Source organism: Caldimicrobium thiodismutans, from assembly GCF_001548275.1.
GTDB lineage: Bacteria > Desulfobacterota > Thermodesulfobacteria > Thermodesulfobacteriales > Thermodesulfobacteriaceae > Caldimicrobium > Caldimicrobium thiodismutans.
The window spans coordinates 1,550,971-1,571,506 of the sequence record NZ_AP014945.1 but is presented as its reverse complement, the minus strand read 5'-3'; the positions used below and the strand labels follow the sequence as shown (position 1 = coordinate 1,571,506).

At 37.2% G+C, this 20,536-nt stretch carries 22 protein-coding genes and 1 tRNA gene; 16 read left to right on the top strand and 7 right to left on the bottom strand.

The window, feature by feature from the left end; translation table 11 throughout:
• Positions 1-2 precede the first annotated feature (2 nt).
• A complete protein-coding gene (locus THC_RS07860; protein ID WP_068515781.1) occupies positions 3-854 on the bottom strand; it encodes a metal ABC transporter substrate-binding protein in 852 nt (283 codons plus the stop codon).
• Between the two features lie 441 nt (positions 855-1,295).
• On the opposite strand from THC_RS07860, the gene THC_RS07855 reads away from it, so the two are divergent.
• The 4 genes from THC_RS07855 (at position 1,296) to THC_RS07840 (ending at position 3,964) form a co-directional block, all read left to right on the top strand.
• Positions 1,296-1,568, top strand: a complete 273-nt coding sequence (locus THC_RS07855) for an acylphosphatase (RefSeq protein ID WP_068515778.1) — start codon at positions 1,296-1,298, stop codon at positions 1,566-1,568.
• Positions 1,569-1,571: 3 nt separating this feature from the next.
• Positions 1,572-2,720: a M20/M25/M40 family metallo-hydrolase gene (locus THC_RS07850; protein ID WP_068515773.1), complete on the top strand. Its 1,149-nt coding sequence runs from the start codon at positions 1,572-1,574 to the stop codon at positions 2,718-2,720.
• Positions 2,689-3,402, top strand: coding sequence for a ComF family protein (locus THC_RS07845; protein WP_068515770.1), 714 nt, complete (start codon positions 2,689-2,691; stop codon positions 3,400-3,402). Before THC_RS07850 ends, THC_RS07845 begins: the two co-directional genes overlap by 32 nt.
• A gap of 67 nt (positions 3,403-3,469) precedes the next feature.
• The gene (locus THC_RS07840) at positions 3,470-3,964 is read left to right on the top strand and encodes a universal stress protein (RefSeq protein ID WP_068515766.1); all 495 of its coding nucleotides are present in this window, start codon (positions 3,470-3,472) and stop codon (positions 3,962-3,964) included.
• A gap of 4 nt (positions 3,965-3,968) precedes the next feature.
• Here the strand turns inward: THC_RS07840 and THC_RS07835 are convergent, their stop codons facing one another.
• Genes THC_RS07835 through recJ form a run of 4 tightly spaced genes read right to left on the bottom strand, consistent with a single transcriptional unit; the run spans position 3,969 to position 8,446 of the window.
• Positions 3,969-4,889 carry a tetratricopeptide repeat protein gene (locus tag THC_RS07835; protein WP_068515764.1) on the bottom strand — a complete coding sequence of 307 codons (921 nt, stop codon included), beginning with the start codon at positions 4,887-4,889 and terminating at the stop codon, positions 3,969-3,971.
• A 26-nt stretch (positions 4,890-4,915) separates the two neighbouring features.
• Positions 4,916-5,719, bottom strand: a complete 804-nt coding sequence (locus THC_RS07830) for a formyltransferase family protein (RefSeq protein WP_068515761.1) — start codon at positions 5,717-5,719, stop codon at positions 4,916-4,918.
• Complete coding sequence (locus tag THC_RS07825) at positions 5,716-6,789, bottom strand: deoxyguanosinetriphosphate triphosphohydrolase (protein WP_068515758.1); 1,074 nt, start codon at positions 6,787-6,789, stop codon at positions 5,716-5,718. The genes THC_RS07830 and THC_RS07825 overlap by 4 nt, the downstream gene beginning before the upstream one ends.
• A complete protein-coding gene (gene recJ, locus THC_RS07820) occupies positions 6,776-8,446 on the bottom strand; it encodes a single-stranded-DNA-specific exonuclease RecJ (RefSeq protein WP_068515755.1) in 1,671 nt (556 codons plus the stop codon). Before recJ ends, THC_RS07825 begins: the two co-directional genes overlap by 14 nt.
• Before the next feature lie 122 nt (positions 8,447-8,568).
• Between recJ and galE the strand changes: the two genes are divergently transcribed.
• From galE to THC_RS07760, 12 genes are all read left to right on the top strand, one after another.
• On the top strand, positions 8,569-9,558 hold the full coding sequence (gene galE, locus THC_RS07815; RefSeq protein ID WP_231938346.1) for a UDP-glucose 4-epimerase GalE: 990 nt from the start codon (positions 8,569-8,571) through the stop codon (positions 9,556-9,558).
• A 12-nt stretch (positions 9,559-9,570) separates the two neighbouring features.
• Positions 9,571-10,530 (top strand): NAD(P)-binding domain-containing protein, encoded by a 960-nt coding sequence (locus THC_RS07810; RefSeq protein ID WP_068515749.1) that lies wholly within the window; start codon positions 9,571-9,573, stop codon positions 10,528-10,530.
• 2 nt (positions 10,531-10,532) lie between these two features.
• Positions 10,533-12,041, top strand: a complete 1,509-nt coding sequence (locus THC_RS07805; protein WP_068515746.1) for a sodium-dependent transporter — start codon at positions 10,533-10,535, stop codon at positions 12,039-12,041.
• Positions 12,042-12,063: 22 nt separating this feature from the next.
• Positions 12,064-12,135: transfer RNA gene (locus THC_RS07800), tRNA-Thr, on the top strand.
• Positions 12,136-12,431: 296 nt separating this feature from the next.
• On the top strand, positions 12,432-12,614 hold the full coding sequence (locus THC_RS07795; RefSeq protein WP_068515743.1) for a hypothetical protein: 183 nt from the start codon (positions 12,432-12,434) through the stop codon (positions 12,612-12,614).
• Complete coding sequence (locus THC_RS07790; RefSeq protein ID WP_068515739.1) at positions 12,611-13,471, top strand: glycosyltransferase family 2 protein; 861 nt, start codon at positions 12,611-12,613, stop codon at positions 13,469-13,471. The genes THC_RS07795 and THC_RS07790 overlap by 4 nt, the downstream gene beginning before the upstream one ends.
• 30 nt (positions 13,472-13,501) lie before the next feature.
• Positions 13,502-14,431, top strand: a complete 930-nt coding sequence (locus tag THC_RS07785; protein WP_068515737.1) for a sulfotransferase — start codon at positions 13,502-13,504, stop codon at positions 14,429-14,431.
• A gap of 6 nt (positions 14,432-14,437) precedes the next feature.
• The gene (cysC, locus tag THC_RS07780; protein WP_068515734.1) at positions 14,438-15,052 is read left to right on the top strand and encodes an adenylyl-sulfate kinase; all 615 of its coding nucleotides are present in this window, start codon (positions 14,438-14,440) and stop codon (positions 15,050-15,052) included.
• A gap of 5 nt (positions 15,053-15,057) precedes the next feature.
• Positions 15,058-15,624, top strand: a complete 567-nt coding sequence (locus tag THC_RS07775; protein WP_193392857.1) for a hypothetical protein — start codon at positions 15,058-15,060, stop codon at positions 15,622-15,624.
• Positions 15,621-16,541, top strand: coding sequence for a glycosyltransferase family 2 protein (locus THC_RS07770; protein ID WP_068515729.1), 921 nt, complete (start codon positions 15,621-15,623; stop codon positions 16,539-16,541). Before THC_RS07775 ends, THC_RS07770 begins: the two co-directional genes overlap by 4 nt.
• Positions 16,519-17,199: a lipopolysaccharide kinase InaA family protein gene (locus THC_RS07765; RefSeq protein ID WP_068515726.1), complete on the top strand. Its 681-nt coding sequence runs from the start codon at positions 16,519-16,521 to the stop codon at positions 17,197-17,199. Before THC_RS07770 ends, THC_RS07765 begins: the two co-directional genes overlap by 23 nt.
• Positions 17,180-18,721, top strand: a complete 1,542-nt coding sequence (locus THC_RS07760; protein WP_068515723.1) for an asparagine synthase-related protein — start codon at positions 17,180-17,182, stop codon at positions 18,719-18,721. Before THC_RS07765 ends, THC_RS07760 begins: the two co-directional genes overlap by 20 nt.
• Here the strand turns inward: THC_RS07760 and THC_RS07755 are convergent.
• Both THC_RS07755 and THC_RS07750 read right to left on the bottom strand, forming a co-directional pair.
• Positions 18,702-19,844, bottom strand: a complete 1,143-nt coding sequence (locus tag THC_RS07755; protein ID WP_068515719.1) for a glycosyltransferase — start codon at positions 19,842-19,844, stop codon at positions 18,702-18,704. The two genes, THC_RS07760 and THC_RS07755, sit on opposite strands and share 20 nt — an antisense overlap.
• The gene (locus tag THC_RS07750; RefSeq protein ID WP_068515717.1) at positions 19,841-20,440 is read right to left on the bottom strand and encodes an O-antigen ligase family protein; all 600 of its coding nucleotides are present in this window, start codon (positions 20,438-20,440) and stop codon (positions 19,841-19,843) included. Before THC_RS07750 ends, THC_RS07755 begins: the two co-directional genes overlap by 4 nt.
• Positions 20,441-20,536 lie beyond the last annotated feature (96 nt).

The window sequence follows — 20,536 nt, the reverse complement described above, 5'->3', positions numbered from 1 at the left end:
CCCTATGGACAACTTAAAACATATTTAAAAAGAGCTAAATTTTCCTTCATTAAATCTGTAAAACTCCCAGGTCTATCATAATCCCCTGTCCAGACCTCTTTGACTTCAAGCCCCTCTTTTTCAAAAAGGGTTTTATATTTAATTAATTCTTTTTCTCCGAGTAAAATAGCTTTAGCTCCCCCTTTCTTTAATTTCAAAAGGAGTTCTTGTAATTTTTTAGGTGTAATCTCTCCATGGTGATGTCCCTTAATTAGGGGAATTTCTTTTATTCCTGTATCCCTAAAAAGAGGGCCAAAGACACTGTGGCCAAGAAGGTAAAATTCTTTCTTAGGACATTTATCCAGGGCTTTATATTGCTCTTCCAGGGTCTTTAAGTTTTTTTCAAAAATTTTTTGTCTTTCCACTATTTTTGGAAATTCCTGTCTCTTTTTAAAAGCAGGGTGATTAGTAAATTCCTTTAAAAAGGAATAAACTCTGTCAAAGTCAAACCAGAGATGGGGATTTGAAATCCTTTCCGAAGGTTTACCTAAGGCAATAATGCGTTCCTGAGATGTTAAATTATAAACTCGTTTAGCCCAGGGCTCTGTTCCTACAATAAATACAAATTCTGCCTTTTTAATGAGCTCTAAATCCTTTGGAGTAGGTTCAGCAAAGTGAAACTCTCCTCTTGGCGGTTGCAGGAGATAGCATTTCTCTTCAGGCCAAATCTCCTGTAAAATTTTAAAAAGCGGATACCCAGAAACTACACACCTCTGACCAAAGGCTATTTGAGGAAAAGAAAATAATATATATAAAAAAAATATTAAAAATACTTTTTTCATCTTTATAACTTTCCCTTTAAACCCATCTTGCATAATGTTGCACCTCCTCTCCTAATAGTTTTTTTCATCTTTGTAACTTTCCCTTCTAAACCTTTCTCCCCAATTTTACTAAGATTTTTTCCTATTACAAGAAGAGGTGGGCATCAATATCCTTTTAGACTTAAATCTGCCTCTTCGGATATATTCATCTTTTTCAACTCCCCTTCATACAATACCTTTTGAACCAAGACAGCATAAGTTCAGATCCTTACAAGAAAAAGGAAGGGTGGTAAAAAAGCCCCATGTAGGGGTTTAAAATTTTAAACCCCTGCTTAAGATTTTGCAAATTTTTATCCTTTCTTTCCGAAGGAGAATGGGTATGTAGAGAGATTTTATTTGTGTTAAGCCCTAAGAAAAAATCCTATAAAGTCTCAAAAGATATGGACGCAAACACTATCTTGACTTTTTTTATAAATTAGATAAGCTCTTTATAAAATGAAGCGGATAAGGGTATTAATTTCTGGAAGGGTTCAGGGGGTCTTTTTTAGGGCCTATACAAAAGAAGAGGCAGAAAGGCTTGGGCTTAAAGGCTGGGTTAGAAATCTTCCCGATGGCAGGGTTGAAGCCCTCTTTGAAGGTGAAGAAAAAGCAGTTGCTGAAATGCTTAAATGGTGTCACCGAGGCTCTCCTGCCTCAGTGGTAACCAAGGTTGAAACCTTTGAAGAACATTATACAGGAGAATTTAAAGACTTTAAAATAAGGTATTGATCCATGCTAAACCCAGAGCGATTAATCCTTGAATTTAAAACCCTCCTTGGAATTGAGAGCCCTTCTCAAAAAGAAGCTAAACTTGCTTATTATCTTGCAGACCTTTTTGAAGCCTTAGGCTATCCAGTCTTTTTTGATAAATCTGGCGAGGCAACAGGCTCAAATGTAGGAAATCTCATTTTAAAAATTTCCGGCACTATACAAGCACCTCCTCTCTTACTCTGTGCGCACCTTGATACAGTAGGTCCCTGTGAAGGAATAGAAGTAATTGAAGAAAACGGAATTCTAAAAAGTAACGGAAAAACAATCCTCGGGGCTGATGACAAAGCAGGGATCGCTATCCTCATTGAACTTGCAAGAATTCTGAAAGAAAATCCCTTTCCTCATCCACCTCTTGAGCTTATTTTCACCACAACGGAAGAGATAGGGCTTCTTGGAGCTAAAAATCTGGATTACAAGCATATAGAATCACGCTATGGCCTTGTGCTTGATGCAGAAAATCCTGAAGAGGTTATCCATGCAGCTCCTTCCTCTTATCAATTTCACCTTAAGGTTTATGGCAAATCAGCTCATGCAGGCATTGAACCTGAAAAGGGAATTAATGCAATCAAGCTTCTTGCCCAGATTGTTTCAGGGCTTCCCTCAGGACGCATAGATGATGAAACCACGATGAATATTGGTAAGATTAACGGAGGTAAATATGTTAATGTAGTTCCTGATCTTGCCTTTGTAGAGGGAGAGATGAGAAGCCACAAGGAGGAAAAACTTGAGACTCTTATGAGTGAAGTGCGCAGATCTGTGGAAGAGGTTTTTGCAAACTACCCTCATAAAATAGATAATCTTCCTTCCTTTAAGCTTGATTTTCACAGGGTCTTTAAGGCCTTTTATATATCCGAGAAAGACCCGCTTGTTCAACTTGTTAAGCAAGCAGGGGAGAAAGTAGGGCTCAATATAAGCCTCAGGAAAAAAGAAGGTGGATCTGATGCCAATGTCTTCAATGAAAAAGGGATAAAAACCCTTATTATTGGGACAGGCATGCAAAAGGTGCATACCACCGAAGAATTTATAAAGACTTCAGACCTCATTAAATCAGCAAAACTTGTTCTTGAAGTGGTAAAACTTGCTGGAAAAAATCCTTTCTCAAGGGCTTAATTTCCTTTTTCCATCCCTGTGCTTAGAGTGTAGATCCCCTCTTGCTCCTCAAGAAAGTCTATTTTGTGAGAGCTGTCTCCTAAGGCTTCCCTTAGCTAAAAGCTATTGCCAGAGATGCGGAACTCTCCTTTCTGAGGAACTTCTTAATTATTATCCAAAAGAAAAATTGAATTACTGCTCCAAATGTCTAAAAAATCCTCCACCCTATGATAATGTTTATATTGCCTTTCTTTACCAAGACCCTATAAAAACTCTGCTTCATAAAGCTAAGTTTGGAGAAAATTTTGTTATAGCCTATCAGTTAGGAAGACTTATGCAGAAAATAATAGATCTCCCTGTTAAACTTTATGATTTTGTTTTACCTGTTCCTCTCTCCTTTAAGAGACTTCAAGAACGGGGCTATAACCAGAGTCTCCTAATCCTCTGGGGTTACTTAGGGATAAAAAAGCCTTTAAATATCCTTCAGAGAATAAAACATAGCAGGCCACAGAGTGATCTTTCCGGGAAAGAGAGAATTGAAAATGTAAAAGGAGTCTTTAAAGCAAAAGAGGAGTTTCAAAATAAAAGAGTTCTTCTTTTGGATGATGTGATGACAACAGGTGCCACTTTGAGAGAGGCAAGTAAGGAGCTTAAAAAAGCTGGAGCCCAAAAGGTTGATTTACTAATCCTTGCCAGAGCTTAAAATTTAATCTTGACTTTTTTTCGTGTTTTTAAATAATATATTTAAAATCCTTAGAAGGAGGTGTTTTATGGTAGAAATCAAAAAAATTTTGCTTCCTGTTGATTTTTCCGATGTTGCCCCAGTAGTAGCTAAATGGGCTAAAGATTTTGCTAAACAACTTAAGGCCAAGATTATTCTTGCCTATATTCTTGAAGACCTTACTGCCTATGAAGGGATTTATGTAGATATTAAGACCCTTACCGAGCTTGAAAATACCCTTTATGAGGGAGCTAAGAAATCCATGGAGGACTTTTTAAAGGAAAACTTTTCTGATTTTCCAGAGGTAGAGCCTGTTATTGAGAAAGGAGATGTAGTTGAAACCCTAATTAACCTTGCTAAGGAAAAGGGAGCTGATTTAATTATTATGGGAACTCACGGAAGAAAAGGGCTTGATAAAATTCTTTTTGGAAGCGTAGCTGAGGGAGTGGTCAAAAACTCCCCTATTCCCGTTATTACTATAAACCCATATAGAGCCGGCCTTCTTACCGTTGAAGAGCCTGCCCTTGAACCTGAAATAGCTTAAGCCCTTACTTTAATTTAGAAAGCTTTTCCTTCGCCTCTTTTGCCTCTTTTGTGCCGGGATAGAGCTGTATAATTTTCTTATAAAGTATTTCAGCTGCCTTTTTATCTTTTAATGCTACAAAGGACTCAGCTTGCCTGAGCATGGCTTTTGGCTTGAGAGGATTTGCTCCAGGCATCTCAATAAGCTTTTGATATTCAAGGATTGCTGCCTCATATTCCTTTTCTTTGAAATAGGTCTCTCCTATATAAAAATAGGTTTGCCCTATCCACTTGCCCTTGGGAAATCTTCGCAAATATTCATTCCAAAGACTCCTTGCTCCTTTGAGGTCTCCCTTTTCATAAAGGGAATAGGCCTTTTGATAAAGGTCTTCCTCTTTAAGGGGAGGCTGTGAGGATATAGTTTTATTATCACCGGTCTGGTTGGAAGGTGTCTTTTCAACAGAAGGAGATGGATGCGATAGGGTTGCATTTTGGGGCTGATTTGTCTGATTTAATAGAGCCTGAGGCTGAGTTACATTGGAAAAACTGGTCTGTTTCTTTTCAAATTCCTTCATTTTTAGCTCCAGGGCCTCAAGACGGGTTAAAAGGTCCTCTAAATTTTTTCTCTGGGTTTTGCTCTCAGCCTCTTTTTGAAACTGGAATTCTTCAACCTTTGTCTGCAGTGCTGTGAGATCTCTTTTGGTATCCTCTAAATCGGAAAGAACCTTACTCTGCGCCTCTAAAAACCTTTGAGAAAATTCCTGAGAAAGCCTCTTTTCAAGTTTATCCATCCGCTCTTCAATTTCTGCCATCCTCTTTTCTTGGGTCTGGGACCTGGTCTCAAGATTTAAAACTTTTATCTTTAAAGTTGAAACCTCATCATCCTGCATGGCTACACACCCTGAAAGGGCAAAAAGGGCGCTTATCAAAAAATAAAATTTTTTCATCATCCCCTCCTTTAAATGTCTTTTAACTAAACAAATTTACCCTCTCTCAAATAGGTGTCAACATGAGAAGTTAAATCCATAGGTAAATCTCCCCGGTTAAAATCAATTTTATCCTCTGCAATATACTTTAATGTATAGACAATAAGGGGAAGCTCCCTTTTAACCCCTTCTTCTCTTATTTTAATAAATAACCTATTTTTTTCTCCCTCTCGCTCTTTCAATCCTTTGAGATGAAACTTCAGTAGGAGATTTTCCGCCTCTTCCCAGAGGAGCGTAAATTCAGCAGTTCTTACAGAAAATCTTACGAAAGTAAGCGGAGGGCCCTCATCAAGTTCTGCGGTTGCTCGATGAATCATAACCCCGGTTTCACAGGCTCTGGCACTAATAAGTTGCCAGATGACCTCCTGCCAGGTTCCCTTAGGGCCTCCCGGAAGAGCGGGATGAAGATTCAAAAGAGGGAGAGCCTCACAAAACTCTTTTGACACAACCCACATATATCCAGCAAGCATTCCAAAATCTACTTCTTCAGGAAGTCTTTTTAAAACCTCCTCGTGATATTGTCTTCTCCAGGTCTCAATGTCTCTCTTCCTTAGCTCAGGATTAAATCTAAGGGCTGAAAAAGTAAGCACAGGTAAATCCATCTCCCCTTTGACAAATTCTATAAAGCTTTTAGTAATTTCTGATTCATCAAGTTCTCTACTCACAAAAACATAGGGTATTTTAAGATTTAGAAAGCCCCTTTTAATCTGATCATAAACAATTTTCAAAAGCTCGAGAGCTGCTTCATCTCGTGCAGTAGTGAACCAGCCTATCTTTTTGAACCCTTTCATAAAGCTATCACCTCCTCTACATGGCCAAACCCCCAGGGTTTGGGAATAAAATGCTCAAAATATTCATAAAGGGCGAAGCGATCCGTCATCCCGGAGAGATAATCAGCAATCAAACGGGTTTCATCTTCCTCGGGAAAGAGCTCCTTGGCCTTGACCAAATACTCAATCCTTTCAAAATTTTTAAAGTAAAACTCAAAGAGAGAATATAGGATCCTTTTAGCCTTATCAAACTCTCTTCTGACAAAAGGGGAAAAATAGACTTTTTCAAAGAGAAAATTCCTTAGAGTCTCAAGAGCAGATAACTTCTTGGGTTCCATGCAAATTTTTTTATATTCTGCAGACCTTGTTGTCCAAAGGATACTTTTGATCAGGGTATCAATCCTTTGGGCATGGGTTTTCCCAAGCTCTTTCAACACTATCTCTGGTAGATCCTCGGTTTTAATTATGCCTGCCCTAATGGCATCATCTACATCGTGATTCACATAGGCAATGACATCAGAAAATCTAACCACCTGAGTCTCAAGGGAGACCTCTTCATGGGAACTGATTGAAATAGGTCCTTTGCCTTTAGAGTGTTTAAGAATCCCCATTCTAACCTCATAGGTGAGATTAAGCCCCAATCCATCCTTTTCAAGATAATCAACCACCCTTAAGGACTGTTCATAATGCCTGAAGCCTCCTTCTAAGATCTCATTTAAGACCTCCTCTCCTGCATGCCCAAAAGGGGTATGTCCAAGGTCATGTCCCAGGGCAATCGCCTCTGTCAAAGGAACATTTAATCTCAAAGCACATGCAATAGTTCTTGCAATCTGTGCCACCTCAAGGGTATGAGTAAGTCTGGTTCTATAATGATCCCCCTTAGGAGCTAAGAAAACCTGGGTCTTATGTTTTAAACGTCTGAAAGCCTTGGAATGAATAATGCGATCTCTATCCCTTTCAAAGGCAGTGCGAACTTCACATTCAGGTTCAAAAATTCTCCTTCCGCGAGAAAACTTGCTCTTTGTGGCTTTAGGGCATAAAAAGACAAGTTCTTCTTTTTCCTTTTCCTCTCGCAGATTAAGACTTAGCATCTTCCACCCTTATCTCAAGCCTCTGGGAAAAGTTATTAATAAAAGGTGTGCCAACTATCAATTTTACTTTTTCATCTGCTATCTGATTAAAATAAAGGGCATAGAGCTCCTTTAGACCATCTCTCAAAAGATATTTGGTGTGTTTCTCTTTCAGGATGATTACCTCTTTCACTTCAAAGTCCTTGACAAGAAGCAGAGGGGGCTCGTGGGACATACCATAGGGAGGTAGAGCCTGAAAGGCAAGAAGATTGTCTTCAAAAAGTAGCTCTGATATCCTTGTTTCTCCATCCACATATTGGTAATCCAATGATTCAAAGGATAAATTCAGCTCTTTCAGATAACCCTTAAGTCTGGGTAAATTTTCTCTGGTGATTTGAAAACCAAAGGCCCTTTTATGTCCCCCAAGCTCTAAAAAAAGATCCTTACAGGGCAAAAGGGCCTCAAGGAGATTAACCTCCTCAGGAGCCCTTCCTGAACCAAAGCCCACTCCATTGTCAAAACTGATAATTAGAGCAGGCTTCCCGATTTTATTTTTAACTCGGTTAGCCAAAAGGCCAAGGATTCCCTTAGGAATATTTTCAAATATGCCAATATAAATTGGGCTGTCCTTTTCCTCTGAAAGATTCTTTTCTAAGGTCTCCCAGAGAGAGAGCTCAAGGGTTTGCCTCTCCTCGTGAAGCTCCTGTAAACCCTGTAAGTAAAGATCAAGATTTCCTGTTCTTCCCGCCTTGAGAAACTCAAAGAAAAGTTCAGGCCTTCCCATTCTTCCACAGGCATTTATCCTTGGAATAACCCTAAAGTGCAGATCCTCTTCAGAGATAGGAAAGCGAAAATTCAAATGATCAAAAAGGGCTTTCAAAGAAGGATGAGTTGGTTCCCTGAGATCACGAAAACCAAAATAGGTAATAAGCCGATTCTCCCCCCAAAGGGGCACCATATCCGCAAGGGTTGCTAAGGTGACAAGTTCAAGATATTTTCTGAGCTGAGGAGGGGGACACTGAGAAAAGAAGCCCTCTTCATATAGGTAACTTCTTAAGGCTCTCAAAAGGGTAAAAACAACCCCAGCCCCACAGAGGTGGTAAAAAGGAGAATGAGAAGGGGTAAATTTTCCAGAAACTACAATACAATCCGGTTTTCTAAGTACCTCATGATGATCAGTAATAATTACATCCAGACCAAAAGCCTTGGCGGCATTCACTGTCTCAGTTGCAGATATCCCCACATCTACTGTTATAACAAGACTTACCCCCTTTTCCTTGAAAAAAGACAGATACTTACCATGAAAGCCATAACCTTCTAAATTCTTGTCGGGAATAATAACTACTGGCTCCTTTCCTGAAACCTCTCTAATAAAATCAAATAAAACATAACTCCCAATAATGCCATCTGCATCTGAATCCCCATAGATCCCGATTATCTCTTTATTTTTCAGAGCCTGAGCAATCCTTTGAACCGCAAGGCTCATCTCAGGAACATCAAAGGGGTTAGCAAAGTCAGTTATCTGAGGGAAAAGAAAGGTATAAGCTGAGCTTACCTCTTGAAAACCTTTATTAATAAGAATCTGTGAAATTAGCGGAGTAAAAGCACCTTCTCTTAAAAAATTATAAAGTATTTCCTTAGGAGGAAGCTTCTGAACCCAGAGTTTTGACTCCTTCATGTAATTTTCTATTCTAACATATTGCAAAAAAAAGGAAATATGCTAAAAAACCTGTAAAGTCAAATATAAATATTAAAAAATTAATAATTGAAGAAAAATACCTGATGCAAAGGGAGGACAAATTGGGGAATAAAGTTCCACTTAGAGTAGTTGTGACAGGAGGAGCAGGATACATTGGCTCTCATGTGGTAAAGATGCTTGTAAAAAGTGGTCTTGAGGTCTTAATTCTTGATAACCTTAGCACCACTTCAGGCGAAAACTTACGCTTTGGTAAATTTGAAAAGGTAGATCTGGGAAAAGAGGAAAGGATTTTTCAAATCTTTAGTTCTTATAAACCTCAGGCAGTTATGCACTTTGCAGCCTATATTGTAGTTCCCGAAAGTATAGAGAAGCCCTTCAAATATTACTATAATAATGTGGGGAATACCCTTAGACTGCTTTCAGCTATGCAAAGGGCTCAAGTAAAAAACTTTATTTTTTCATCCTCAGCAGCTGTTTATGGAATACCCAAGGAGGTCCCTGTAAAAGAGGAGGCTGATTTGAATCCCATAAGCCCCTATGGAGAGAGCAAGGCTATGGTTGAAAAGATCCTCAAGGATATGGCTATGGCAAAGGAAATTAATTATATCTCTCTCAGGTATTTTAATGTGGCTGGAGCTGACCCTGAAGGAGAACTTGGGCCTTCTTACAATCAACCTACCCATCTCATTTTAAGGGCCTTAAAAACAGCTAAAGGAGAGCTTCCCTACCTTGAAATCTATGGAACTGATTATCCCACTCCCGATGGGACTTGTATAAGGGATTATATCCATGTTATGGACCTTGCCAAAGCTCATCTTTTAGCACTGGACTATCTCCTATCAAAGGGTGAATCCTTAGTTTTAAACTGTGGATATGGGAAAGGGTATTCAGTAAGGGAGGTAATAAATACCGCTCAAAAGGTCACAGCTATAAACTTTGAAGTGCGAGAGACAAAGAGAAGGCCTGGAGATCCTCCAGTGCTTATTGCTGATAATACCAGAATCTGTAAAATTCTAAATTTCCAGCCTGAATATGATGACCTTGAGCTAATCATAAAACATACCTGGGCTTGGGAACAGAAAAAGAGATAGGAGGAGAAGCCTATGGAAAGGGTAAAGATTGCTATTATTGGAGCAGGGCCTGCGGGAATTGCCTGTGGAATTGAGGCTAAGGAGGCTGGCCTTGAGCCAGTTGTAATCCTTGAGAAGGCCCCTCATGTTTGTGACACCATTGAGAGGCTATACAGGCCCAACAAAAGAGTTGATGCGGTCTATCGTGGGGTTGAAGTTGAACCCCTTGGTATTTGCCGTTTTGAAACCGAAAGCAAAGAGGCCTTTTTAGAAAGAATTAAGAGCTGGCTTGAAAAATATAAGCTTGATATTCGTTTAAACAGCGAGGTCAATTACATCAAAAAAACCCCTGAAGGATATGAAGTAACTATCAAAGGAGAACCCCAGTTTTTGGCTGAATTTGTAATAATCGCCATAGGGATTTTTGGCCAGCCCAAGAAACCAGATTATCCTATTCCTAAGGAAGTAAAAGATAGGGTTTTCTTTGAACCTCCCAATATCTGTCCAGCTGGTGGCAAAGTTTTAGTCGTAGGAGGAGGGGATACGGCTGCTGAGGTTGCTTCCTTTCTCTGTCCCAAATGCGAGGTCTATCTTTCCTACAGAAGACCTCAGTTTTTCCGCATAAACCCTGTTAATTTAAAGATTCTTGAGGAAAAAGTAGCAGAAGGCAAAGTTAAACTTCTTTTAGGAACGGACATAGAAAAAGTAACTGCTGAGGATGGATTGGTGAGGGTTCATTTTAAAGATGGAAAATCTGATATTTATGATTATGTCTATTACTGCTTAGGTGGAAGCACCCCTAAGGGTTTTCTAAAATATATTGGGATTGATTTTGATCTTGAGGACCGTCCCAAAGTTGATGAACATTTTGAAACCAATCTTCCCGGGGTATTTCTTGCTGGAGATATCGGTGTTCCTAAGGGGAGTATTCAGCTTGCATTTAATACCGCTCACATTATAATAAAACGCATTAAAGAAAAATCCAAAAAATAAATATGGATAGAAAAAGAGAGACCTGGGCAACCAAAGCTGGGCTTATTTTAGCAGCTGCAGGGAATGCGGTTGGGTTAGGTAATCTTCTTCGTTTTCCATCCAAAGCGGCTCTTTATGGAGGAGGAGCTTTTATGCTCCCCTACTTTATTTCCTTACTCCTTCTCGGGCTTCCTGTAATGCTAATTGAATGGGTTATTGGAAGATATGCTGGTAAAAGAGGCCATGGGTCCATGACAGGCATCCTGGGTCTTTTTTTTGGACATGCATCCTGGGCAAGGGCTATTGGTTCCCTTGGAGTGGCTATCCCAATTTTGATTGTCATGTATTACATCTGGATTGAATCCTGGACCCTTGGCTTTGCCTTCTTATCCCTTTTTGGGGCTATGCCTGAGCCAGTTATAACCTCTGATCCTCATCAAGCTATGGAACCCTTTGTAACCTTTTTTAAAACCTATACAGCTCCCTCCTTTACTGCAGGTGTCTTTCTCTGGATTACCCTTGTCTTAAACTGGATTATCCTCCAAAGAGGAGTTGTTAAAGGCATAGAGATAACAGCCAAAATTGGTATGCCTGCTCTTATCTTTATGGGCCTTCTGCTCGGGGTTATCTCCCTTTCTACCAATAACTGGATAGGGATTGAGGGTCTTAAGTTTATTTATAATCTCAATCTTTCAGGATTAAAGGATCCTATGACCTGGATTGAGGCCTCGGGGCAGATCTTTTTCACCCTCTCCCTTGGTATGGGAGCTATTGCAACCTATGCCAGCTATGTGAAACCTAAGGAGGATGTTATTAAAGCTGGTCTGTGGACAGCAGGAATAAATGAATTTGTAGAGGTTATAATTGGTGCAAGTATTGCTATACCAGCTGCCTTTGCAATGTTTGGCGCCTTAGCTATACCTGAACTTGCCAAAGAAGGCACCTTTCGCCTTGGCTTTATGACCATGCCTGCTATACTTATGAGTCTTCCTCTGGGAAAATTGCTTGCCTTTGTCTGGTTTATTTTGCTTTTTATAGCAGCTCTGACTTCCTCTCTTGCCCTGACTCAGCCTTTAGTAGCCCTTTTTGAAGATGAAATGAAATGGAGCCACACTCGTGCAGTAACCTTTAGCATGCTCCTTGTAGTATTAGGAGCCCATTTATGTGCTTATATACCTAATTTTCTGGATGAACTTGATTTCTGGGCTGGAGCTGTCTTCCTCCTGCTTTTTGCCCTGATAGAAATCATTGTTTTCATCTGGGTATTTGGAGTAGAAAATTTTTATCGGGAATTAACCCTTGATACATCCATTAAACTTCCTAAAAGTTTTGTTTATTTTACAGGGACAATTTCACCTCTTTTTATCTTTTTTATTGGTTATTTTTGGTTTAGTGAAAAACTATTAGATGTTCTTAAAGAACCGGATCCCTACAAATGGCTGGCAAGAATTTTTATTCTCCTCTTCATCGTCTTTTTAGCAGTTATTGCTGTGATAAGTCGTAAAAGGGTCCTTGAAGGTCCAAGGATTTAGGATTAGAATTTTAGTAGCAAGTGCCGGCGTAGCTCAGCGGCAGAGCAGTGGATTCGTAATCCACAGGTCGTGGGTTCAATCCCCACCGCCGGCTTGAATAAAAAACTCTTTATCATAAGTTCACATCCTTACTATAAAAAGGAAGGGCGGGAAAGGGTAAAAGGAAGGATTTACACCCTCTATCCAAGGAAGGCTTTACAAGTTAATAATAAAAGGAAATACAGATTTATCTCCCAGAAGAGGTAGCTGTAAATCTCAAGATAGGGACAATTTAGTGGATTTTTCAAAAAATCTGTTTATAATTATTAAAATCCCCATGATAAAAAGGCTAACCATCTTTTCAGGCACATTTTTGGACATCTTGAAACTAAGGAAGAGGTAAAGGCTTACTTGGTCTTTCTTGGCATTGGCCTTGCTCAAATGGCATTACTTTGGGGAGCTGATCACATCCACGGAACATTCATTGAAGAAAAAATAAGTGAAGCTATGATTGGAGAACCTGTTAAAAAATTCCCACCCGAAGAAATTGAAAGATTGATAAAAGAAATTGGTGGGGAACTAGTTTTAATATGACTTTTTCTGAAAGGCCTCTCATTTCTATAATAACTCCAACCTATAATCGTCTTTCTTTATTGAAAGAAACTTTGAACTCATTATTATCACAGGCTAAAAATAAACCTGTTGAAATAATAGTTGTTGACGATGGTTCAAATGATGGAACTTGGAAATATCTCAAAGAGTTAGAAAAGGCTGCTCCAAATATAGAAGCAGTTAGACACGAAAAAAACCTGGGTGTTTCCTCAGCAAGAAACAAAGGTTTAAAATATGCTAAAGGAGATTATATCTTCTTTCTTGACTCAGATGATTTATTAATTTCTGGAGGACTCGAAAAACTTATCCAACATGTAGCAAGGAATCTTTATGAAGTTTATTTATTCAACACTTTCCGAGAGAAAAAAGGAAAAAGGAAATTTAAAAAGTTTCCAGAGGAAAATCTGCCGGTCAGGCGCCTGAAAATCTTTCTTGAAGGAACTTATTCTGAGGGTCTTTATCTTGTTAAAAGAAAAATTACCCTACTTTATACCTTCCCAGAAGATTTAAAAGTTCGGGAGGACTTTGTGATTAAGGCCAAGTGGTTAACCCTGCATAAGATAAAAATTGTCAATGAACCCATTGCTCTTATTAGAGATCACCCTAATCGCTTGAGATATCTAATTAATTTCTACATAGAAAAATCTTTATCCTCAATTGATTATCTTTTTAAAGATTTACCATCTAACTTTCAACATCTTTACCCTTATGCCTTATATCTTACCTATCTTGAATTGGCCAAAAAGGCCTATTTATTTGGGAATAAAGAACTTGCATTAACTTATTTAAGGGAAGCAAGAAAAAGCTATCACAGTAGCATATTTAACTTTAAATATTAAAAATTTTTGGTAAAATTAGTATTTTAGATTATGGCTGAAACTAAAGTGATTTACATTGCTGGAGCTGGAAGATCAGGATCAACCCTTCTTGATGCCATTCTTGGAGAAATAGATGATGCTTTTTCTTTAGGTGAGGCAAGATTGCTCTGGAAGCATCTTTTACGCTATGAAAAACCTTTGTGTTCTTGTGGTGAAGCTATAGATGATTGCCCCTTTTGGAAGCAGGTTCTATTAAAATTATTTAATAATTCTTTACCGAGCAAAGATAAATTAGAAAAACTCTATTATCTTCAAAAAATTGTTGAAAATATTCCTATTTTAAATTATTATAAACGAAACAAATATCTTTTACAAAATAAAAATGAATTAAAAAAGTATTCAGATTTCATCTTGAATTTCTATAAAACTGTGGCTGAAATATCAGGTTGCAAAATCCTTATTGATTCATCAAAATTACCACATTATTTATATGTTTTAAAAGATTTACCTATAGAGCTTTATATCATTCATCTGGTAAGGGATCCAAGGGGAGTTGCATATTCATGGACTAAAGAAAAATATCATCCTGCACTGAGATCTTATATGAAAAGATATCACCCTTTTACTTCAGCAAGATTATGGAATATTTATAATTTAGGGATCTTAAATTTCAAACATAAAAATTATCATTTAATAAAATATGAAGATTTAACTAATAATATACAAGCCTCCTTAACATGTTTAACACACGCTTTTAATTTTAAACCTTTTTTCAATTTTGAAAAAAAAATATTTTTATTCAAAAAAAAGCATCTTGTAGGTGGTAATCCAGTAAAGCTATCCTTTAAAAAAGAAATTTACATTAAAAAAGATATTGATTGGCATAAAAAATTACCTCTTAAATATAAATTTCTTGTTACTCTCCTAACTTTCCCATTACTTAAAAAATTTAAATATCCTATTTTCAAGCATGAAAAATAATTAAATATGAAAAAAAATAAATTAGTATTTTGGCATAAAACTGAAGTCACTCGTGAAATGAGGGAAAATCTAAACGGACATCGTTCTCTTGTCATTTGGTTTACTGGCCTCCCGAGTTCTGGGAAATCAACTATAGCCCATCAATTAGAACTCAAATTATATGATCTAAAAGTTAAAACTATTACTCTGGACGGAGATAATATCCGGCATGGATTATGTTCTGACCTTGGTTTTTCACCAGAAGATAGAAGTGAAAATATCCGGCGCATAGGCGAAGTTATTAAGCTATTGCTATCTGCAGGGCTTGTAGTGCTTTGCGCGTTTGTGTCTCCTTTTAGAAGGGATCGACAATATCTCAGGAATTTATTGGGCAAGGATTTTATTGAAATCTACTGTCGCTGCCCAATTGAAATTTGTGCCCAAAGAGATCCAAAAGGCTTATATAAAGAAGCTTTTAAAGGATTAATTCCTGAGTATACTGGAGTTTCAGCACCTTATGAAGAGCCTGAAAATCCTGACCTTATCATTGATACCCATCTCATAACTGTTGAAGAGTCAGTCAATCTTTTATTAAAGTATATTCTGCCTAAAATTTTTAATCATGGAATACAGAAAATTTGATTTTTTTGAAAAAAGAGAGAGAATTATCTGAAATTCCAGGGGGTGGGGCCGAGGTTTTTTCTGAAAGAATTAGAAAAAAACTTTATCAAGGTAAAATAAGTGCAGAAAGATGGATTGAGATTGCTAAAACTGCCCATAAACTCGGAATAAAAACCAATGCCACTCTCCTTTTTGGGCACATTGAAACTGAGGAAGAAGTAGTGGATCATCTTTTGAAACTTAGAGAAATTCAAGAAGAAACAGGGGGTTTTTCAGCCTTTGTTCCCCTTCCCTTTATCCCGGAAAATACAAAGCTTTCCTATTTAAGACCTCCTTCTGCTCAAAAAATACTCAAAACCATCGCCCTATCAAGAATTGTGCTTGATAATTTTTCCCATATTAAGGCTCACTGGGTCTTTCTTGGCATTGGCCTTGCTCAAATGGCGCTACTTTGGGGAGCTGATCACATTCACGGAACTGTCATTGAAGAAAAAATAAGTGAAGCTATGATTGGAGAACCTGTTAAAAAATTCCCACCTGAAGAAATTGAAAAACTTATCTCAGAAATTGGAGGAATATCTGTTTTACTATGAATACCTTAGAATCACCCCTTCTTTCTATAATAATACCTACTTATAACCGCCTCACCCTCTTAAAGGATACTCTTAATTCGGTTTGGTCACAGGTTAATTCCAAATCTATTGAAATAATTGTGGTTGATGATGGCTCAGAGGATGGAACCTGGGAATTTTTAAAGGAGGTCTCTCAAAATCATTCTGAAGTTAAGATACATAGACATTCCCAAAATCTTGGAGTCTCTCAAGCAAGAAATAGTGGGTTAAACCTTGCTAAAGGCCAGTATATCTTTTTCCTTGATTCCGATGACATCCTTCTTAATGGAGCTCTTGAAAAAATTAAATATTTAATTTCTCAAAAGAGGCCTGAAGTCTTAATTTTAAATACTTTTAGAGAAAAGGGGGGAAAACTTAAATTTAAGGCCTTTCCTCTGGAAGAGAATCCTTTAAAAAAATTTAAAGCCTATCTTGAAGGAGCTTATTCTGAAGCCTTATATGTGGTAAAAAGAGAAGTAGCTTATAGATACCCCTTTCACCCGGGGCTAAGAGTAAGAGAAGATTTTTCAGTAAAAGCCAAATGGCTTATTTTTCATAACCCCTTAATAATAAATGAAGCTTTTGGCATCATCAGGGAACACCCCCAAAGACTTAGACATTCTGATGCAAATTATTTTTCCTCTCTCAAAGAATCAGTAGAGCTTCTCTTTCAAGATTTACCTGAAGAATTTCAACCTTTAAAGCCCTATGCCCTTTTTCTTGCTTACATAGAGGGCACAAAAAGGGCTTATAGACAAAAAAATTTTCCTTTAGCCAAAAACTTTCTTAAAGAAGCAGAAAAAATCTACCCCTCTGGTAAAAGGAAAAAAGCCCTTCTTAAACTCAAGACAAAAATCTTTTTAAAAAGTCTTTTCCATGGTTTGGGAAGAAAAGATTAAAGAAATTTCTCTTAAAGATTTGAAATCTCCCTTTTTTGTTCATCAAAAAAGATATCGGAAAATAACTGGATATGAATATGAGGGTATGAAGTTTTATCTAAAGGAGTATTTTGATAATTTTGATGAAGTGAAAAGGGAGTGGGAAAATTTGAAGTTTCTTTATGAAAAGGGATTTCCTGTTCCAAAACCCCTCTTTATAAAAGAAGAAAAAGAAAAAATAGTTATCGGCATGGAGGCCTTAAGGGGAACTCCTCTTTCAGAAATCCTAAAAAAATCAGACTCAGAAGATAAATATTTAAAAGCTCTTTCTTTACTTCTTGGAAAACTTCATAAAGAAAATCTTTTTCATCAGGATTGTTATCTCAATCATTTTTACTGGGATGAAGAAACAAAGAGGCTTTCCTTTCTTGATGTGGCAAGAATAAAAAATACTAAGGTCTTTTCCTTCTATTATCAAGTGAAGGATCTGGCTCAACTTGGTTATTCCTTTGAAGAATATCTGGGAGAAAAAGGCCCTCATTATTTTCAAAACTTTCTAAAATTTTACGAAGAGTTAACAGGAAGATTATCTCCTTTACAGAAAATTCTTTTGAAATTTAAAATCTCTCGCATCCGCTTTCGCACCTTAAAAAGAAAAAATGAAGGAAAACCCCTATAACTTCTCCTTTGCCATGATGGAGACAAAGAATTCAATAAAAATAATAGAAAAAAAAGACCTGCCTCTTACTATAAAAGGTCCCATAACCGCAGGATATCCCATATATTTTTACTATCTTCAAGAAAAGGAGCTTCTTCTTTTAGGAGAGTATCCTAAGGATATTCTCTCCCACCCCTTTGTTTCTAAACCTTTAAAAATTTCACCCCTTGGCCTTACTTTCTTTCTCCAGTATGGCTTTATTCCCTCTCCCTTTACCATATTTGAAAACCTTTATGTTCTCTCCTTAGGCGATAGGGTTGAGATTTACGAAGGAGAAAGAGGTCTTCTCCTTGAGTTTAAACATGAATTTCCTTATTTTAACCAAAAAAGAGAAAAAAATTTAAAACCAGATAAAAATTATTTATTAAACCTAATTATTGAGGCGATTTTTAAAAGATGGGATAAAGGAAGTCCCCTTTTTCTTTTTCAAAGTCTTGGTAAAGATAGTAACACTATAGCTCTTGCTCTTTCTGAGGCAGGCCTTCAAGAAAAAGCCATCTTTGGCACTCTTGCAACTGAAGATAGAAAAGACGAAAGTAAGATTGCAGAAAAACTTGCTAAAAAACTCGGATTTAGACATATAAAATTACCAGTTCCTGAAAAGCCTGAACTTAAACATATAGAAATTTTACAGAAATATTTTGCAAACATTACACTTCCCTGTGGAGATGGAGTCTCACTTGCTTATCCTCTTTATACCCTGACATATGACTTTTCAGGTCACACTATCCTTGATGGATCAGGAAATGATGTCTACTTTGGTCATGTCCCCAGAAAGGTTGAATATACACGCCAAAATCTATATACGGTTTTATCCCTTTTAAAACCCCTTTCCGAGCGCCTTCCCTCAGGGAATCCCCTCCAAAAACTCTCTCTTTATCGGAGTGAATATCCCTTTTATCACCTTCTTGGTTTTACTTTTAGAGATTGTAAAAAAATTTATCCAGAGGCTGAAAGAGTTTATCCCATATTTAAGAACTGGGAAAAAGACCGTAAAAACTGGGATTATTTTGACTTAAAAGCCGATCTCTGGGGGACTCACGCTGAACTCTCCCTTGTTACCCAAAAAGTGCGAAATTTTGCCGAAGCCTATCAATTAAATTTTATCTTCCCCTGGGGTGATGAAGAATTAGCAAAATATGTAGGAAGCCTCCCAGAAAAATATCTCTTTGATAGAAAAACCTTTAAAAATAAAATTCTTTTAAGGGAAATTCTTAAAGAAAAGCTTGATCTTGATTCAGATGCTCTTGGAAAATTTTCCTATGGATTTAGTGCCTATAACTTTTTAAGAGGGCTATCCTTTTATGTGGAGGAAGAAATTTTTTCTTGTCAATTATGGGAAAAAGGGTTTTTGAAAAATCTGTGGGAAAAAATCAAAGAAAAGGCAAAGAATGATAAATTTTTTCAAAAACTTTTTGTGCGTCTTTTCCTTATTTCAGCCTGGTTCAATCACAATATTTTTCTTAAGACTTATTCTGATTGAGGAGTTCTTTAAATAGGGAAAGGGTTTTTTCTTCAAGAGCTGAAGGAGAAAAACCCTCATTAAGTCTTTTTCTGGCATTTTCTCCCAGTTTTTTTCTTTCTTCCTCTGAAAGTTCATAGAGTTCCTTCATGGCCCTTTTTAATGCTGAGTAATCTCCTATAGGAACAAGTCTTCCTATCTCAAGAGGTGTATCAAAGATATCAGGAAGACCCTCAGCTGAGGTAGCAATTATGGGAAGCCCACTTGCCATGGCTTCAAGCACAGCCATAGGCATACCCTCTCTAAAGGTAGCATAAACAAAAACATCTAAGACTTTAAGCCAGAGAGGAACCTCATCAAGATGAATTCTACCCGGAAAAAACACTCTATCCTCAATCCCAAGGGCTTTAGTAAGGCTTTTACATTTCTCCCAATTTGGACCATCTCCTGCAAGAAGAAGCCAGGCTGAAACTTCCTCTTTCAAAAGCTCAGCAAAGGTCTTAATAAGCCCTTCCTGATCCTTTTCCTTTCTGAACTTAGCTATCATGCCAAAAAGAAAAATTTCCTCTTGTAGCCCAAGCCTCCTTCTTGCCTCTTCCTTACTTAAAGAAAGCTCAAACTCCTTAGGATCCACTGCAGAATACAAAATCTCAACTTTTTCTTTTGGAAATACTCTATACCTGAGAATTTCTTCTCTTAGGGCTTTACTATTTACAGTGAGCTTATCTAAAAAAGGGGAAATAAGACGCAAAAAAATTCTTCTTCTAAGTCTTTCAAACCTTCCTCCAATAACAAGATGATAAATAATCTTGAGATCTCGATAAAACAACTTAGCCAATACTAAATATTTTACAAGACGCCATCTCTGTGTAAGGACAACTTTAATATTTTCTTTTCTCAGAATTTTGATAAGTTCAAAGAGAACCTTAAGGGAAAATTTGCGAAATCCTTCATTTCTTGTTTTTGAAAGATAAATTAGCTTATCTCCTAAACCTTTTTTAAAGAGATAGTGATCCTTTGGAAAGTCTTTAAAAACAATTATTTTTGGATTTAGACCTGCCTTATCCAGGGCAAGAACTTGAAGAATGTTTCTCCGATTGGCTCTATTATCAAGGAAAAGGGAAACCTTTGGAAGATTTTTCATCTATTCTCAAGAAGGGCTTTTTCTCTTTCTTTCAAATTAAAGCCCCAGATAAGCCCTGAAACTATCCAGAAGGGAGTAAATCTTACCCCCTCCTCCATTCCTTCAAAGAGAGACATAATAAAAAAGGCTATTAAAAAGATGAAAAGCCCTGTATAATAGGGCCTTGAGTTTGGCCCCTTTATAAGGCCATAGGCTTTTTTAAGGATAACCAGATAAAAGATAAGAAAGAGAAGAGCAGTATGCCAGCCTGCTTGAAGGGCTATATTTAAGAAGATATTATGGGCGTGCTCAAGGGAGAGGGCTTTTTTATTGGTTTCAGAAAGAACTCTTTTTTGCACCCTTCTTCCAAGGCCTGTTCCTGAAAAGGGTTCTTCTAAAGATTTTTTCAAATATATGGGCCAGATATAAAGTCTATATCCCATAGAGCCTGCTTTAGCCCAATCCTCCTTATTTATGCTTAGCAACAACTCTATCTTATCCCGAGATTTAAACATAATTTCTTGACCAAAGGGTGTTAAAATAAAAAGGCTAAGTAATACACTTACCATGGCTAATAACACTAAAATTATTTTTTTTATATATCTTTCTGAAACCAAAACAAACCTTTTGTATGTTTTAAAAAAATAGCAAAGGAAAGAAAAATTAATCCTAAATAGAAAATTTTTTCAACCCAGCTTGGATATCCTATTTTT

Bases quoted from the DNA above. Each gene is read 5' to 3' on its own strand.
- THC_RS07860 (WP_068515781.1), bottom strand. From the start codon at position 854: ATGCAAGATGGGTTTAAAGGGAAAGTTATAAAGATGAAAAAAGTATTT.
- THC_RS07855 (WP_068515778.1), top strand. From the start codon at position 1,296: ATGAAGCGGATAAGGGTATTAATTTCTGGAAGGGTTCAGGGGGTCTTT.
- THC_RS07850 (WP_068515773.1), top strand. From the start codon at position 1,572: ATGCTAAACCCAGAGCGATTAATCCTTGAATTTAAAACCCTCCTTGGA.
- THC_RS07840 (WP_068515766.1), top strand. From the start codon at position 3,470: ATGGTAGAAATCAAAAAAATTTTGCTTCCTGTTGATTTTTCCGATGTT.
- THC_RS07835 (WP_068515764.1), bottom strand. From the start codon at position 4,889: ATGAAAAAATTTTATTTTTTGATAAGCGCCCTTTTTGCCCTTTCAGGG.
- THC_RS07830 (WP_068515761.1), bottom strand. From the start codon at position 5,719: ATGAAAGGGTTCAAAAAGATAGGCTGGTTCACTACTGCACGAGATGAA.
- THC_RS07825 (WP_068515758.1), bottom strand. From the start codon at position 6,789: ATGCTAAGTCTTAATCTGCGAGAGGAAAAGGAAAAAGAAGAACTTGTC.
- recJ (WP_068515755.1), bottom strand. From the start codon at position 8,446: ATGAAGGAGTCAAAACTCTGGGTTCAGAAGCTTCCTCCTAAGGAAATA.
- THC_RS07810 (WP_068515749.1), top strand. From the start codon at position 9,571: ATGGAAAGGGTAAAGATTGCTATTATTGGAGCAGGGCCTGCGGGAATT.
- THC_RS07805 (WP_068515746.1), top strand. From the start codon at position 10,533: ATGGATAGAAAAAGAGAGACCTGGGCAACCAAAGCTGGGCTTATTTTA.
- THC_RS07790 (WP_068515739.1), top strand. From the start codon at position 12,611: ATGACTTTTTCTGAAAGGCCTCTCATTTCTATAATAACTCCAACCTAT.
- THC_RS07785 (WP_068515737.1), top strand. From the start codon at position 13,502: ATGGCTGAAACTAAAGTGATTTACATTGCTGGAGCTGGAAGATCAGGA.
- cysC (WP_068515734.1), top strand. From the start codon at position 14,438: ATGAAAAAAAATAAATTAGTATTTTGGCATAAAACTGAAGTCACTCGT.
- THC_RS07770 (WP_068515729.1), top strand. From the start codon at position 15,621: ATGAATACCTTAGAATCACCCCTTCTTTCTATAATAATACCTACTTAT.
- THC_RS07765 (WP_068515726.1), top strand. From the start codon at position 16,519: ATGGTTTGGGAAGAAAAGATTAAAGAAATTTCTCTTAAAGATTTGAAA.
- THC_RS07760 (WP_068515723.1), top strand. From the start codon at position 17,180: ATGAAGGAAAACCCCTATAACTTCTCCTTTGCCATGATGGAGACAAAG.
- THC_RS07755 (WP_068515719.1), bottom strand. From the start codon at position 19,844: ATGAAAAATCTTCCAAAGGTTTCCCTTTTCCTTGATAATAGAGCCAAT.